The organism is Aquificaceae bacterium (assembly GCA_037722135.1).
Classification (GTDB): domain Bacteria; phylum Aquificota; class Aquificia; order Aquificales; family Aquificaceae; genus Pampinifervens; species Pampinifervens sericum.
Genome location: JBBKAW010000010.1, coordinates 1 through 14,125 on the forward strand (window position 1 = coordinate 1; position 14,125 = coordinate 14,125).

Below are 14,125 nucleotides of genomic sequence, written 5' to 3' on the forward strand. Positions count from 1 at the left end.
ACTTTCAGTGATTAGTTTCTAATACTCTTTTCCTACCCACCCATAGCCATAATGCTATCTCACGCGGTAAGTGAGCGGTATCTAAAGGTGGTTCTGGGACTTTCCACTGTCTCAATACTTTTGCTTACCTTTGGCTTGCATCTTTATGAAAAGGAAAGGTTTACACCCAAAGCCTACCCTGTAATAAAAGCCTATAAGGGAGATGTTTACTTCTATAGGGCGGAAGACTCTGCCCTTGTTTTCTATTCAGGCAGGTGCATAAAGAAACTTGAAGAGTCTCATAAAGCGGAGGGACTTGTCATAACAAAGGATAAATACAGTAAAGACTTTGAAAGGTGCAAACCCTTAGTCAAAGGTAGAGAGTTTGACGGTATTTATGTATTGTTTGATTGTCAAAGACAGAGCTCATCTTATATTCTCAAACCTAATCAAGCTTTCCTGTTCTTCTTGTATACAAAAAGCACAACTTTACCCTTAACCCTATCCTCTCTTAAAACACATATATGCGTAGTATCCTCCGTATAGCATTCATAGACCTCTCCCTTTTTTCTGTTTATGTAATAAACCTTATCATCAACATGGTTTTCCTTACAAAACTCTTTGATATCAAAGACCTTTAGTTCAAACTGAGCGTTTCTGTATCCATAAACAAGCCCAAGGAGAAAGGCAATGGACTTATCGCCTTTTGTGTCTATTCTTTGCATGCTTATATTTTCTTCTTCCTCCTAAGGTAGGCTGGTATTTCTTCAATTTCTGGCTGGACAAGTTCTATTGTGGTTTCTGGGACTGCTTTCTTTATAGGTTCTTTAAGCTCAGGTTTTTTAACTACTTTGAACTGCCCAAGGCTTTGAGCGTCCTCAAAATCTGTGGCAACCACGGCCACCCTCATGAAGTTTTCTTCACTGTTTTCAAGCACAGCACCAAAGATTATTAGGGCGTCTTCATGAGCGGACTCCCTTATCTTGTTTATGGTTTCCTCAACCTCTCTAAAAGGTACATCCTCGCTTACCCAAAGGGTTACAAGAAGTCTCCTCGCTCCGTGTATGCTGTTTCTTTCAAGAAGAGGACAGCTTATGGCGTGTTCTACCGCATAGTTTCTTCTTCCATCCCCTTTACCCTCACCCATACCTATAAGAGCCAGACCGCCCTTTTCCATAACCGTTTTCACATCCGCAAAGTCCACATTTATAAGAGCAGGAGTAACCACTATGCTTGTTATCCCTATAACTGCTTTAGAAAGCACATCATCCACCATTTTGAAGGCATCCCTCACGCTGAAGTTTCTATCCGCCATTTCCACCAACTTTTGATTGTTTACCACTATATAGGTATCCACCACATCCTTGAGCTTTTCCAATCCTTCATTGGCTACCTGCATCCTCTTAGGTCCTTCAAAGTTAAAAGGTTTTGTTACCACAGCCACAGTGAGTATACCCATATCTTTGGCTATTTCCGCTATTACAGGCGCAGCACCAGTTCCAGTTCCCCCACCTAAGCATGCAGCTATAAAGAGCATATCCGTATTTCTTAGAATCTCCCTTATCTTATCCGCATCTTCAAGTGCCGCCTGCTCTCCTATCTCTGGCTTTGCACCTGCACCCAGACCCTTCGTAACTTTTTCACCTATCTGTATTTTGTTGGGAACCGCAAGAGAAGCAAGATGCTGGACATCAGTATTTATCACAAAAAGGTCTACCCCTTCTATACCATCAAGATACATCCTATTTACTGCATTGGAGCCACCACCACCAACTCCAAAGACCTTTATTCTCGTAGGATTTAGAGGTTCCATTCTTCTCCTCCTTGGTTCACATTATATCCCTAAGAAAGGCTTTGAGCTTCGCTACAAAGCTTGAAAATTTAGACCTGTTCTCTGTAATCTTCTCCTTTTCCTTTTGGAATAGTCTTTTCTTTTCAAAAGTGAGCTCCTTGTGGACTAACTTAACAAGCCCTACCGCTGTCGCATAAGCTGGGTCTTGCATCTTTTCCTTCAGACCTACCACGCCCGTAGGATAACCTATTCTCGCTGGAAGGTCAAAGTATCTTTCAAGAAATTCCCGTATGCCTGCTAACTTTGCAGAACCACCCGTTATAACCACTCCTGCATAAAGTGAACTCAAGTTTACTCCTTGCGCATGGAGGTAATCAACTACCCTTTCCATTATTTCCTCAAGTCTTATTTGTATAACCTCAGCAAGTTGTTTTCTGCTTACCGTAACTTCCTTTTCTTCACCTCTGGGCTTTATCTTTATCCTCTCTGTGTCGTTTACCGCATCCGCTAAGGCATAACCATTTTCTATCTTTATCTTTTCCGCCTGCTCTATGTTTATCTTCATAAAATGTGCAATATCCTTCGTTATGTTAATGCCACCCATGGGAATACATCCAGTAATGAGTATAGAACCCTCAGAAAAGACCACAAAGTTGGTAAGCCCAGCACCCATATCCATCATAAGCACCCCTTCTTCCTTTTCTTCATAATTAAGCACCGCTTCCGCACTGGCAAGGGGAGATATAAACCTCTCTACTATTTCCATACCTGTATTTACCACCACCTTTTCCGTATTCCTTAAAAGACTTGCTCCTATCTTTACCACATGCACCTCTGCGGAAATCTTTGAACCAAGAAGTCCCACTGGGTCTATAATACCTTCCTGCTCGTCTAAAACGAACCTTCTCGGTATAGCACTAATTATCTCGTAGCCCTCTTCTCTTGAACGCATTATTGCTCTCTCTATTAACCTTTCTATGTGTGTATAATCTATCTCCACAGGTTGAGGAGCTATGCTTAACGTGTCTTTCTCATTTTGGCTTTTTAAAGTTGGACCAGAGATACCTAACACCACTGTTGAAAGTTTTTCTCCAACCATTTCTTGGGCTTCTTTAATAGCACTAAGGATAGAATTTACAGCAAGGTCAAGCCTCGTAATATACCCTCTGTCTACACCTCTTGAAGGGCTCTCTCCTATGCCAATTATATGAACGTCTCCGTAGTCATCCACCTGTCCTACAAGAGCTACTACCTTGCTTGTTCCTATGTCAAGAGCTGTTATTAGGCTCATTCTTGTTCCTTCAGCTCTCTTATTATTACCAAACCTTCTATGCTTAAATCTAACTCTTTTACGCTCATATTAATATTATAAGCTTTGAAAGTATCTATTAGATTTCTTACAAGCTGTTCATTTAAAAGAAATATTGGAGGCATAACTATCTTTAAGTCCTCTTGAGTGTAAGCAATTGTATTAAGATCCGTTATGTAGATTTCTCTCAACTCTTTTTCCAGTGAATTAATTAACATAGTTAATTTATTAAAATTTTTCATCACAAGCTCAATGTCATGTGTATATACCAGAGGCTTGACAACTTTCATATATTCCGATTGGAATAGCACTCCGTTTTTATCAAAGAAATATATTGTATCATCCTTGATTACAGTAAATATAGGCTTTCTTTCTTCAATAAATATTTTTAATTTTACTCCTTCAATGCTAAAAACTCTGTCTATTTTCACCATACTTATTGCATTTCCAGTTTTACTATTCAGGTTTTTTAATAGGATTGTATCATTAATGAATAACCAGTTGTTTTTAAACCTCATAATTTCATCAACCACAACCTCTGGTGGTATTGTTTCAAGACCTTCTACATGTAGAGCTTTTATTTTGAAAAATTCTACATTGTCAGTAAAGTAAGGAAAAAAAAACCAGAAATACCCACCGAAAAAAGCCACAGAACAGAAAGAATGTAAGCGAGCGGTTTTCTAAATCTGCGGTTCTTTTTCATAATATTATAAAATTATAACATACTTATACACGTTGGGTGCAAAATTCAAATGGCGTAGTCTCTGTTTATGAAAAAGCATTCTATGATGCATTCTACACTAAGCCAAAAAGAAGAAGAAAGCCCAAAATATCCCTGCCTCAAATAGCCACTCTCTTCCTCAAGGTATAACTTTGCTTAGCCACTTGTATGCTTATGCTATTGGCTACAGCTTTTTTAGGAGGGCTTATGTATGGTCTTAATTTCGCACCCGACGTGTGTTAAAATAATAACATACTTATCAATTCTTTGAAGTCAATTCCTACCCTTTTGCAAGCCATGGGGAAAAGGCTCAGCTCTGTCAAACCAGGTATTGTGTTCACTTCTAAGAGATATGGAGTCCCTTCTCTGTTTACCCTAAAGTCTATCCTTGAAAGATCTTTAAGCTCAAGAACTTTGTATGCAAGAAGTGCAATTTCTTGTAGTTTTTCCACAAACTCTTCCTCCTCTAAGAAGGTATATTCTGTCATACCTTTCGTATACTTACTTTCATAATCGTAAATTCCCTTCTTGGGCTTTATCTCTATGGGCGGAAGTGGTTTTCCCTTTAAGATTCCTACCGTAATGTCCCTACCTTCAATGTATTCTTCCACCATGACCTTTTTTGAGATTTCCAAGCATTTTTCTATGGCTTCCTTTGCTTCCTCTCTGCCATTCACTACAAAAAGACCAACGCTTGAGCCTTGGTCTGCAGGTTTTACAACCGCAGGGTATATATCCCAGTTCAACTCCTCTCCTTTTTCTCTTACACAAATCCACTTAGGCACTTTTATACCGTGAAAGGTAAGAAGCTTTTTTGTTATATCCTTATCCATGGCTATACTGCTTCCAAGAACGCCAGAACCCACGTAGGGAATTCCAAGTATGTCAAGAAGCCCTTGCACTCTTCCATCCTCTCCATAAGGACCATGAAGAGCTATAAATACCTTATCAGGCTTTATTTCTCTCAGCTTTTCGCAAAGGTCTTCTGTTAGGTCTAAGGCTATGGCTTCGTGTCCGAGCTCTTGGAGTGCCTTTAATACCGCTTGACCACTTTTGAGAGATATTTCACGCTCCGCAGACCTTCCGCCCATAAGCACTACAACCCTCAACGAGCTTTACCTCCTCTTCCAAAAGTATACCAAAATCCTCAAATACCCTTCTCTTTGCCTCTTGTATTATTCTAATAACCTCTTGGTAAGTGCCACCACCCAAGTTTACCAAAAAGTTAGCATGAAGGTTAGAAAAGGCAATATTACCTATTCTATAGCCCTTCATTCCCACCTTTTCTAAGAGCCTTCCTGCGTATTCGCCTTGAGGGTTCTTAAAGGTAGAGCCACTCGTTGGCATGTTTATAGGCTGGGTCTGTTTTCTTTTCTTCCTTATTCTCTCAAACTCCTCCTCTACTTTGTGCTTAGCAGTTGGCACTTCAAAGGTAGCCATAAGCACTATTCCAAGCTCAGGAAAGGGAGATTTTCTATAGGAAAAGCTCAGGTCTTCCTTTTTTGCACTCTGAAGCCTTCCTTCCCAATCTATAAAGACCACCTCCACAAGATGCTGGCTTATTTCGTATCCAAAAGCTCCAGCGTTCATGGCAACCGCACCGCCCACTGTAGCTGGAAAGCCCCCAAGCCTATAAAAACCTTCAAGGTTCTCCTCAAGGGAAAGTTTAACAAGCTCAGACAAAGGCGTGCCAGCTTTAGCCCTTATTAAAAAGTATTGCTCCTTTTTCTCTACCTCAATTCCTCTAAAATTAACAGTGCTCAAGACTAAACCCTCAAAGTCTCCAAAAATAGTGTTTGCTCCTCTACCAAGAGGAAAAACCTCAAGACCCTTATCCTGCGCAAAGAATATCACACGCTTTAGCTCTTCCTCATCTATAGGTTGGCTAAAATATTTTGCAATACCACCAACTTTTATGGTGGTAAAAGGTGAGAGCTTTATATTCTTTTGAATAACCATGTTTAAAGCATTATCCAATAAATAAACCCCGCAGTCAAGGGCACGCTAAAGTTGTCATCCACACTAATTGGCAAAGCTTCAACAATTGCAGAAAATGAACATATCAAAAAAGCCTTCCACAAACCTAAGAAGGGCAAAAGGACCAAAAAGGTTGAAAGGAAAAAGGCTATACTTCCCTCAAGGCTTTTACTTCCCATCCTTGTTCTACCGTATCTCATTCCTACCATGCTGGCAAAGGCATCTCCCACTGCAAGCACTACCACAGATACCATAGCAGGCTCTTTTCCAAAGAGTAGAAACACAGAAAATATTCCAAGGTTTGCCCATAAGGCTTGAATACCGGGTTTTGAGAAGTTCTTCTCCCTTTCAAGGCTATATATGAGCCTGTAGTAAAAACCCAGTCTATCTTCCCAAAGTTTTAGCACTATAGCGAGGTTTATAGCTATAACAATAAGGAAAACAAAGAGGCTTAGACCTCTTGGAAAAAAGCCCAAAGGAATTAGCCAAAGGAGCAATGCAAAAAGATGGAAGACCTTTCTTCTTGTCTCTAAATCCTCTATAATTTCTCTTATGTTCATTTATGAGCCTACCAACCCTGAGGTTATTTTAATACACCTTCATGGATTTGCCAGTGATATCAAAGGCACTAAGGTAAGCATTCTAAGGGAGAGGAGTTTGCAAGGCAGGTTTTCCCTCTTTGCCATGGATATGGACTATCAGACTACTACCACGAGCAGGGTCTTGGAGGTGCTTGATACACTTGTAAGGGGCTTTTCCCAAAAGTTTTCTCAAGTTTGGCTCTCTGGAAGTTCTCACGGTGGATATATCTCTCTAAACTATCTCAAGTTTTACAAACCAGAAAAGGTCAAAAGGGTTTTCCTCTTTGCCCCTTCTTACTCAACACTTGCTCTTACTGTAAAGGAGGTGGGAGAGGCAAGGTGCAAAAATTGGCTGGAGGGTAAGGAAGACCTGAGCTTTACAGAGTGCGAAACAGGTCTTGAACTTACCATAAACAAAGAGTTTGCGGTAGATATACTCAAAAAGGGTTATGAAATACTAAGAGACAGCCATGTAGACTTTCCCTCAGAAGTTCCCTATGAGATTTATGTATTCCACGGCAGGCAAGACAGCACGGTGCCAATAGAACACTCAAAGCTTTTCGTAAGCAAGGTGAAGGTTAAAGAGTTTCTTGAGCTTGAGGATGACCATAGGCTTAGCAAGACTTTCAAGTGGCTTGTGGAAAAATATATGTAAGCCATATCTTTGATAAAGGTCATAGCAACTTCGGTCAAAACTGTCATATTTTATTTCATCAATGTTAAGGAGGTGTTAAGATGTTTGAATACAGCGAGAAGGTGCTTGACCACTTTTTGAACCCACGCAATGTGGGTGTGCTTGAGGATGCCAATGCCATAGGGCAGTGTGGCAATCCAGCCTGTGGTGATGCCATGCTCTTTACTCTTAAGATAAACCCAGAAAACGATATTATAGAGGATGTGAGATTTAAGACCTTTGGATGTGGCTCCGCCATAGCGGTCTCTTCTCAACTTACAGAGATGATAAAAGGGAAGCCTATAAGCTACGCTCTAAACCTCACATACAAGGACATCTTTGACGAGCTTGGTGGTCTTCCTCCACAGAAGATACACTGCACAAATCTTGGGCTTGAAACACTGCATGTGGCTATAAAGGACTACCTTCTCAAGCAGGGAAGAATAGAAGAGGCTATGCGTATACCTGACTGCTACGAAGAGGAAGAGGAAGAAAGCAGAGAGTTTGAATTCCTATCCACATGAAAGTACGGGCTGTTGCTCTTTTTTCTGGAGGGTTAGATAGTTCCTTAGCGGTCCGCCTCCTTCAGGACCAAGGCGTGGAAGTCAAAGCTCTACACTTTTATACTGGTTTTTGTATCACTGAGCATAAAAGACGCCTTGGGCTGAAGAGAGAAGACGGATCGCACTATGTTAACCCTGCTCTTAGAGCAGCAGCCCAGCTTCAAGTTCCCATAGAGATAGTGGATATATCTGAAGAATACTTTGAAATAATTCTCAATCCAAAATATGGATATGGCAAAAACGTAAACCCCTGTGTAGACTGTAGAATATTTATGCTCAAAAAGGCTAAGGAGATTATGGAGAAAGAGGGCTATCACTTCGTTATAACCGGTGAGGTGCTCGGTCAAAGACCTATGAGCCAGACCTACGAAAGGCTTATGCTTATAGAAAAGGAATCTGGACTTGAGGGATATATACTAAGACCCCTTTCTGCAAAACTGCTTCCTGAAACTATACCTGAGAAGCTTGGATGGGTAGACAGGGAAAGGCTTTTAGCCATAAGGGGAAGAGGTAGGAAAAAGCAGATAGCACTGGCAAAGAAGTATGGCATTGACTACGAACAGCCTGCAGGTGGATGTTGTTATCTCACAGACGAAAATTATGCCTATAGGTTTAAGGAAGCCTTTGCAGTGGAAGGTGTTATAACGAGGGATGATTTGGTGCTTTTCTCTGTAGGTAGACACTTTAGACTTCCTTCTGGTGCAAAGCTAATAATGGCAAGAAACGAAGGAGAAGTGAGGTTTCTTCAGGGATTTAGAAACAGATACGACTATGCTTACAGAAAAGACCTAAAGGGCACTTTTGCCATAATAAAGGGTAGCTTAAAGGAAGAAGAGAAAAAACTTGTGGCGGACCTTATCGCAAGGTATTCAAAAAATGAACCCTGTGAAGTGGTGTTGAACCTTGGAGGTGTGGAGTATAGCCTTTTTGGAGAGCCTCCAGCGGAAGAGCTTGTGGAGTCTCTTAAAATATACAATAGACAGGGGGTGAAACATGGAAATTGAAAACATAAAGCCGGACGTGGTTCACGATGTGGTAGGCACTTTTTGTCCTGTGCCAGTGGCAGAAACTGCAAAGATGATAAAGAGTATGCAAGTGGGTCAGGTGCTTGAGCTTGTGGCGGATGACCCAGGTGTGGTAGAGGACATACCTGCGTGGTGTAAGGCTACAGGTCAGGAGTTTTTGGGTTTATATGAAGAGGACGGTGAGTATCATCTTTTTATTAAAAAGGTAAAGGAAATATGAAGACGAGGATAACCTTAGATACAAAACTTGTGGATCTTATAAAGGAATTGCCTCAGGCAAAGGAAATACTAATGAGGTATGGCTATAAGGTCTTCATTGAGGAAGATGTGGAAGATGTGATTGTGGATAAGCTAACCATTAGAGGGTTTTGTAAGCTCATGGACTTAGATGACGAAGCTCAGGGAAATCTTTGGCAGGAAATACAAGATTTATACAGACAGCTGGAGGATAAGCCATGAACGAAAGGGAACTAAAGCAAGTGGAAGAGATTTTGGAGAAGATAAGACCAGCTCTAAAAGAGCATCATGGAGACCTAAAGGTGGTGGATATAAGAGAGGGTGAGGTCTACCTTCAGTTTGAAGGAGGATGTACCGACTGTCCAATAGTGGATGTGAGCGTCAAAAACGTGGTAGATATGGCAATAAAAGGCAACCTTGACTGGGTCAAAAAGGTGGAAATACTCCAGCCTAAGTATCAGATTGGATGACCTTTGACGGAAAGACTCAAGTTTATGGTATTTTGGGCTATCCTGTAAAACATTCTCTCTCTCCAGTTTTTCAAAACAGGGCTTTTAGGCACTTTTCACTAAATGCAGTCTATGTTCCTTTTGAAGTAAAACCAGAAGACTTTGAAATAGCTTTTAGAGGTTTAAAAGCCCTTGGTGTAAAGGGTGTTAACATAACCTTGCCTCATAAGGAAAGGGCTCTTGAGCTTGCGGATTTCAAAGACAGCCATGCACAAGCTATAGGGTCCGCAAACACTCTGAAGTTTACAGAAGAAGGAGTCTATGCCTACAATACGGACTGGATAGGTTTCCTCAAGTCCGTAAAGGAGCTAACTCCCAATCTTAGAGACCTTAAGGTCTTAGTCCTTGGTGCGGGTGGGTCTGCCAGGGCGGTGCTATACGCCCTAAAACTTGAAGGTGCAAGGATATTCCTTTGGAACAGGACAGAAGAAAAAGCCAAAAGGCTTTGCGAAGAGTTTGGGTGTATGCATGTAAAAAAGCCAGAAGAAGCTTTAGAGGAAGCAGAGCTTATCGTCAACACCACATCCCTTGGCTTAAAGAATGAAGACCCACCTATATTTAATTACGAAGAGCTAAAACCACATCACAAGGTAATGGATATCATATACAGAGAAACTCCCCTTCTAAAGTCCGCAAAGGAAAAGGGATGCCTTTACAAAGATGGTCTTGACATGCTTTTATATCAAGGCATGGAGAGTTTTAGAATATGGACGGGATATGAAGTTCCCTATGAGGTGGTAAAAAACTCTGTGCTTGAATATATAATATGAAAGGATGGAGGTTTTTGTCTTAGATACGAGTGTGTTTACCAATCCAGATGTATATTCACAGTTTGAGAAGGACCAACTGGGTGCTATAGAAAACTTTATAACCCTTGCATCTCATAGCAGAGCAAAGTTTTTTATGCCCACCTCTGTTTACGAAGAGTTTAACAAGATTGTGGAGCTCGGAAGCTTAAAGCCAAAGTTTGAACTCGCTGTAAGGATTCGTTCTCCCAGAAGATACAACCTTATGGTTCCTGCAGAGTTTCTTTACGAATTTATAGAGGAAGTGCGCTATAGGGTAAACAAGGGTTTGCGTATTGCAGAGGAGCATACAAAGGAAGCAGGTAGGCTCACTCAAGAGGATGTGGGGAGGCTAATAAACAAACTAAGAGAAAAATACAGAGAAGCTCTTAGAGCAGGCATAATAGACAGTAAAGAGGACCTTGATGTTTTGCTTTTGGCTTACGAGCTTGATGGTGTTTTGGTCTCTGGAGATGAAGGTCTCAGAAGCTGGGCGGATAAAGTGGGTATAAAGCTCATAGACCCAAAGAGTTTTAGAGTAATCCTTGAAAACTACACAATTAGAACCTAATCTATAAGAGAGCCACCTCTTAGTATGTGTCCCAAAAGCCCTGTCATATTAAGGAACACCTTTTCAAACTCCAAAAGCCAAAACTCTCCTTCTTGCCTTAGTGATAGCTGGTTTACCTGTATGTGGACGGATGCATGTTTCATCTGTTCCATGAATATGAGAGCGTTTTCCCTTTTTCTGAACCTACATCTAAATACCCTGTGGACTTTGCCTTCTTCCCTTGCCATTTTACACGCTTGGAAAAGACCACTCAAAAAGGCTTCTCCAAGCTCTCTGAAAAACTCTTGAGTTTTTTCTACCCCTTCCTCTTCTATAAACAAGGCAAGCCTTAATAGCCTGTTGGTGTAGTAGTCCGCAGGAAGCCCAAGCATATTGAGAGATGTAATCCTTATATCGTTAAGATTGGCATAGCTGGTAATATACTTTACTCTTTTATCCCTCTCTGAATCTTCCTTTAGAACCACTCCTTCCCTTTTTTCCTCATTTAGCCTTCTGAGGAGAGCTTTGAGCTCTTCTATCTGCTCTGGAGTGTATAGTCCATACCGCTCTACGCTGGGAAGGTTGTATTTTTCAATAAGCCTTAACTTCTCCCTGTAGGGCAGAAAGCCTTGATGGTTTTTCCGCATTATATCAAAAAGGAAGAACTTAACATCTTCCTTCACATAGGGAGGGCTCTCTTCCACGTAAGGGTTTTCGGGTCCTGCTACTTCCATACACAGCACAAGGTCAGGATTGTCTTCAAAAAAAGTAGGGTCTACAAAATCAAGAACCCTATCTGTGGTAAAGGCACAAACATATCCGCCTCTTGTGAGGGCGTAGATTTCTCCTTTATGCATAAAAACTCTCACATTGTATCCATCAACCTTTTCTTCAACCCAAAAGGGAGCGGAAAACTGCTCAGGAATGCCAGTGGAAAGCTGGAATATCCTACCTATATGAGGATAGCCCCATATTACCATATCTTTGAAAAGAGCGGTGCCACGTGGTATATCCTTAAAGTCGTCGGTAAACCTTAGATATTCAAGGTTTCTAAAAGTTTCGCTTTTTAGCTTGTTTCTCCGTAATGCTTCCTTTAAGCTGTCCTGCGCAATCATATATGAACTTAAATTATAATCTCTTTTCAAGAGGAGGTTAAAATGAGAAACTCACAACTTGAAGGACTTAAGTCCTTGGGATACTTTGCGGTTTTCCTTGGAGTTCTTTTTTTTCTCATTCTCGCTGGCAACCCTTTGGTGATAGTCCCGTCTGGCTTTGTGGGTGTAAAGAGAACCTTAGGAAAAATTGACCCAGTGCCACTAAGGGAGGGACTTCACCTTAGAATTCCTCTTTTGCAGACAGTGGAAAAGATAGAGATAAGGACAAGGGCTGTGGAGTTCACAAAAGAAAAGCAAAACCCCATAAGCAGTCTTTCTAAGGACGGCTTGCCTGTTAGCATGGATGTGGCAATTCTCTACAGGGTGGATGCTAACAAAGCTCCAGAGCTTATAAGAGAATATGGACCAGACTATGAGGAGAAGATAATAAAGCAAGTAGTTAGGACTGCGGTCAGGGACGCTATAGCGGAGATGGAAAGCTCTGTGGTTTATCAAGAAAGACAAAAACTGCAAGAGAAGATAAAAAGGGAAGTTAGCGAGCAACTTACAAGAAGATACTTAATACTTGAGGATGTGCTTATAAGGGATATAAGGCTTCCAGAAAGTGTGGTTAGGGCAATAGAGGAAAAGCGAAAGGCTTATGAGGAAGCTCAAAGGATGCAGTTTCTTTTAGAGAAGGAAAAGCTTGAAGCGGAGAGGAAAAAGGTAGAGGCTCAAGGCATAGCGGAAGCCAACAGAATAATAGCAGGCTCGCTAACAAGGGAATACCTCATGTGGAAGTTTATAGAAAACATCCAAGAATACGCCAGAAGCCAGAACAACACTATAATACTCCTGCCTTACGATACGAGGATGACGCCTATAATAAACATACCTCAGGGAGGTCAAAGATGATAAAGTTTGGCACAGACGGATGGAGAGCCATAATAGGTGATGCTTTTACCTTTGAAAACGTAAGAAAGGTAGCCTATGCACATGCAAGGGTTTTAGAAAGGCAAGGGAAAAAGAAGGTGGTGGTGGGATACGATAATCGTTTTATGTCAGAAAGGTTTGCTCTTGAAGTCTACAGGGTTTTTAAAACCCTTGGCTTTGAGTGTTATCTTAGCATAAAGTCTTGCACCACTCCTATGGTCTCCTTTGCGGTTAAGTATATGGGCTTTGACAACGGAGTTATGATAACTGCGTCGCATAATCCACCAGAATATAACGGATACAAGATAAAGGACTCCTTTGGTGGCTCTGCTACTCCAGAGTTTATAGCACAGGTAGAGGAGGAGATAAAAAGGTCAGAGGATATAAAACCAGAGAAGTTTGAACCAGAGTATGTAAACATCTGGGGGGAGTATATGAGGGAGATAAAGAGAAGGGTAAGTATGGAGCTTTTTAGTCAAAAAGACCTCTCTCTGGTGCACGATGCCATGTATGGCTCTGCTCTTGGCACATACTCACATGTGCTATCTGGAACAAAAGTTTCAGTAAGCAATATAAGAAGCTATAGAGACCCACTCTTTGGAGGACATGCACCAGAGCCAGTGGAAAAACACCTTGAACCTCTCATTATGAAAGTTAGGGCTGTGGGTGCAAACCTTGGCATAGCCAACGACGGAGATGGAGACCGTATAGCCTTGGTGGACGAAAAAGGGAACTTTATAAACTCACAACTTATTTATGTGCTTTTGCTCTATCACCTTTTGAAAAACAAGGGCAAAAGGGATGGCGTAGTGGTAAAGACCGTATCCACCACATACTTGGTAGACAGGATATGCAGGAAAGAGGGCGTTGAGCTAAGAGAGGTAGCAGTGGGCTTTAAGAACATAAACGAGGTAATCCTTAGGGAAAAGGTAATCTTTGGAGGAGAAGAGAGCGGAGGCTACGGTATTGTGGACTTTTTACCAGAAAGGGACGGGCTTTTTGCAGGTCTTAATATACTTGAGCTTATGCTCCTTATGGACAGACCTATTTCTGAGATAATTTCGGAGATATACAGAGAATACGGAGAAGCTCACTTCAAGAGAGTAGACTTTCATGCGGAAGAGGACAAAAAGCAAAGACTAAGGGAGCTTACAGAAAACCCACCAGAGAAGCTGGGAGACCTAAGAGTTTCAAAGGTTATAACCCTTGACGGTCTTAAGCTGATATTTGAAAATGACGGTTGGCTACTTCTTAGGGCATCTGGAACTGAGCCACTTATAAGGGTATACGCAGAAATGCCTACGCAGGCAGAGTTGGAAAAACTAATAAAGAGTGCGGTTGCACTTTTTGAGTAGAGTTTGGAGCGTGCTATAATAATATAGTGAGTTTTAGGGAGC

18 protein-coding genes are annotated in these 14,125 nt (G+C 41.3%); 10 read left to right on the forward strand and 8 right to left on the reverse strand.

The genetic code is table 11. The features are described 5' to 3' along the window. Positions 1-428 precede the first annotated feature (428 nt). The 7 genes from WKI49_00730 to WKI49_00760 form a co-directional block, all read right to left on the reverse strand. Positions 429-704: a hypothetical protein gene (locus WKI49_00730; protein ID MEJ7621023.1), complete on the reverse strand. Its 276-nt coding sequence runs from the start codon at positions 702-704 to the stop codon at positions 429-431. 2 nt (positions 705-706) lie between these two features. Next, entirely contained in the window at positions 707-1,792 is a 1,086-nt protein-coding gene (gene ftsZ, locus WKI49_00735) for a cell division protein FtsZ (GenBank protein ID MEJ7621024.1), read from the reverse strand. A 16-nt stretch (positions 1,793-1,808) separates the two neighbouring features. After that, on the reverse strand, positions 1,809-3,062 hold the full coding sequence (ftsA, locus tag WKI49_00740) for a cell division protein FtsA (GenBank protein MEJ7621025.1): 1,254 nt from the start codon (positions 3,060-3,062) through the stop codon (positions 1,809-1,811). Then, a complete protein-coding gene (locus tag WKI49_00745; protein ID MEJ7621026.1) occupies positions 3,059-3,730 on the reverse strand; it encodes a hypothetical protein in 672 nt (223 codons plus the stop codon). The genes ftsA and WKI49_00745 overlap by 4 nt, the downstream gene beginning before the upstream one ends. Positions 3,731-4,040: 310 nt before the next feature. After that, on the reverse strand, positions 4,041-4,910 hold the full coding sequence (locus tag WKI49_00750) for a D-alanine--D-alanine ligase (protein ID MEJ7621027.1): 870 nt from the start codon (positions 4,908-4,910) through the stop codon (positions 4,041-4,043). After that, positions 4,867-5,760: a UDP-N-acetylmuramate dehydrogenase gene (gene murB / locus WKI49_00755; GenBank protein MEJ7621028.1), complete on the reverse strand. Its 894-nt coding sequence runs from the start codon at positions 5,758-5,760 to the stop codon at positions 4,867-4,869. The genes WKI49_00750 and murB overlap by 44 nt, the downstream gene beginning before the upstream one ends. A 2-nt stretch (positions 5,761-5,762) precedes the next feature. After that, positions 5,763-6,338, reverse strand: coding sequence for a diacylglycerol/polyprenol kinase family protein (locus tag WKI49_00760; protein ID MEJ7621029.1), 576 nt, complete (start codon positions 6,336-6,338; stop codon positions 5,763-5,765). Here WKI49_00760 and WKI49_00765 point away from each other — a divergent pair. From WKI49_00765 to WKI49_00800, 8 genes are all read left to right on the forward strand, one after another. Beyond that, the gene (locus WKI49_00765; protein MEJ7621030.1) at positions 6,331-7,014 is read left to right on the forward strand and encodes a YqiA/YcfP family alpha/beta fold hydrolase; all 684 of its coding nucleotides are present in this window, start codon (positions 6,331-6,333) and stop codon (positions 7,012-7,014) included. The two genes, WKI49_00760 and WKI49_00765, sit on opposite strands and share 8 nt — an antisense overlap. A gap of 80 nt (positions 7,015-7,094) precedes the next feature. Continuing rightward, a complete protein-coding gene (locus tag WKI49_00770; GenBank protein MEJ7621031.1) occupies positions 7,095-7,556 on the forward strand; it encodes an iron-sulfur cluster assembly scaffold protein in 462 nt (153 codons plus the stop codon). Further along, the gene (locus WKI49_00775) at positions 7,553-8,599 is read left to right on the forward strand and encodes a hypothetical protein (GenBank protein MEJ7621032.1); all 1,047 of its coding nucleotides are present in this window, start codon (positions 7,553-7,555) and stop codon (positions 8,597-8,599) included. Before WKI49_00770 ends, WKI49_00775 begins: the two co-directional genes overlap by 4 nt. After that, positions 8,589-8,840, forward strand: a complete 252-nt coding sequence (locus WKI49_00780) for a sulfurtransferase TusA family protein (GenBank protein MEJ7621033.1) — start codon at positions 8,589-8,591, stop codon at positions 8,838-8,840. The genes WKI49_00775 and WKI49_00780 overlap by 11 nt, the downstream gene beginning before the upstream one ends. After that, a complete protein-coding gene (locus WKI49_00785; protein ID MEJ7621034.1) occupies positions 8,837-9,079 on the forward strand; it encodes a DUF1858 domain-containing protein in 243 nt (80 codons plus the stop codon). The genes WKI49_00780 and WKI49_00785 overlap by 4 nt, the downstream gene beginning before the upstream one ends. Beyond that, positions 9,076-9,327 carry a NifU family protein gene (locus tag WKI49_00790; protein MEJ7621035.1) on the forward strand — a complete coding sequence of 84 codons (252 nt, stop codon included), beginning with the start codon at positions 9,076-9,078 and terminating at the stop codon, positions 9,325-9,327. Before WKI49_00785 ends, WKI49_00790 begins: the two co-directional genes overlap by 4 nt. Continuing rightward, a complete protein-coding gene (gene aroE / locus WKI49_00795; protein MEJ7621036.1) occupies positions 9,324-10,136 on the forward strand; it encodes a shikimate dehydrogenase in 813 nt (270 codons plus the stop codon). Before WKI49_00790 ends, aroE begins: the two co-directional genes overlap by 4 nt. Before the next feature lie 4 nt (positions 10,137-10,140). Beyond that, positions 10,141-10,722, forward strand: a complete 582-nt coding sequence (locus WKI49_00800) for an RNA ligase partner protein (GenBank protein MEJ7621037.1) — start codon at positions 10,141-10,143, stop codon at positions 10,720-10,722. Here the strand turns inward: WKI49_00800 and WKI49_00805 are convergent. After that, a complete protein-coding gene (locus tag WKI49_00805; GenBank protein MEJ7621038.1) occupies positions 10,719-11,816 on the reverse strand; it encodes an RNA ligase in 1,098 nt (365 codons plus the stop codon). The genes WKI49_00800 and WKI49_00805 overlap by 4 nt on opposite strands. A gap of 42 nt (positions 11,817-11,858) precedes the next feature. On the opposite strand from WKI49_00805, the gene WKI49_00810 reads away from it, so the two are divergent. Both WKI49_00810 and WKI49_00815 read left to right on the forward strand, forming a co-directional pair. Next, the gene (locus WKI49_00810) at positions 11,859-12,710 is read left to right on the forward strand and encodes a prohibitin family protein (GenBank protein ID MEJ7621039.1); all 852 of its coding nucleotides are present in this window, start codon (positions 11,859-11,861) and stop codon (positions 12,708-12,710) included. Continuing rightward, a complete protein-coding gene (locus WKI49_00815) occupies positions 12,707-14,083 on the forward strand; it encodes a phosphoglucomutase/phosphomannomutase family protein (protein MEJ7621040.1) in 1,377 nt (458 codons plus the stop codon). The genes WKI49_00810 and WKI49_00815 overlap by 4 nt, the downstream gene beginning before the upstream one ends. Positions 14,084-14,125: the final 42 nt, after the last annotated feature.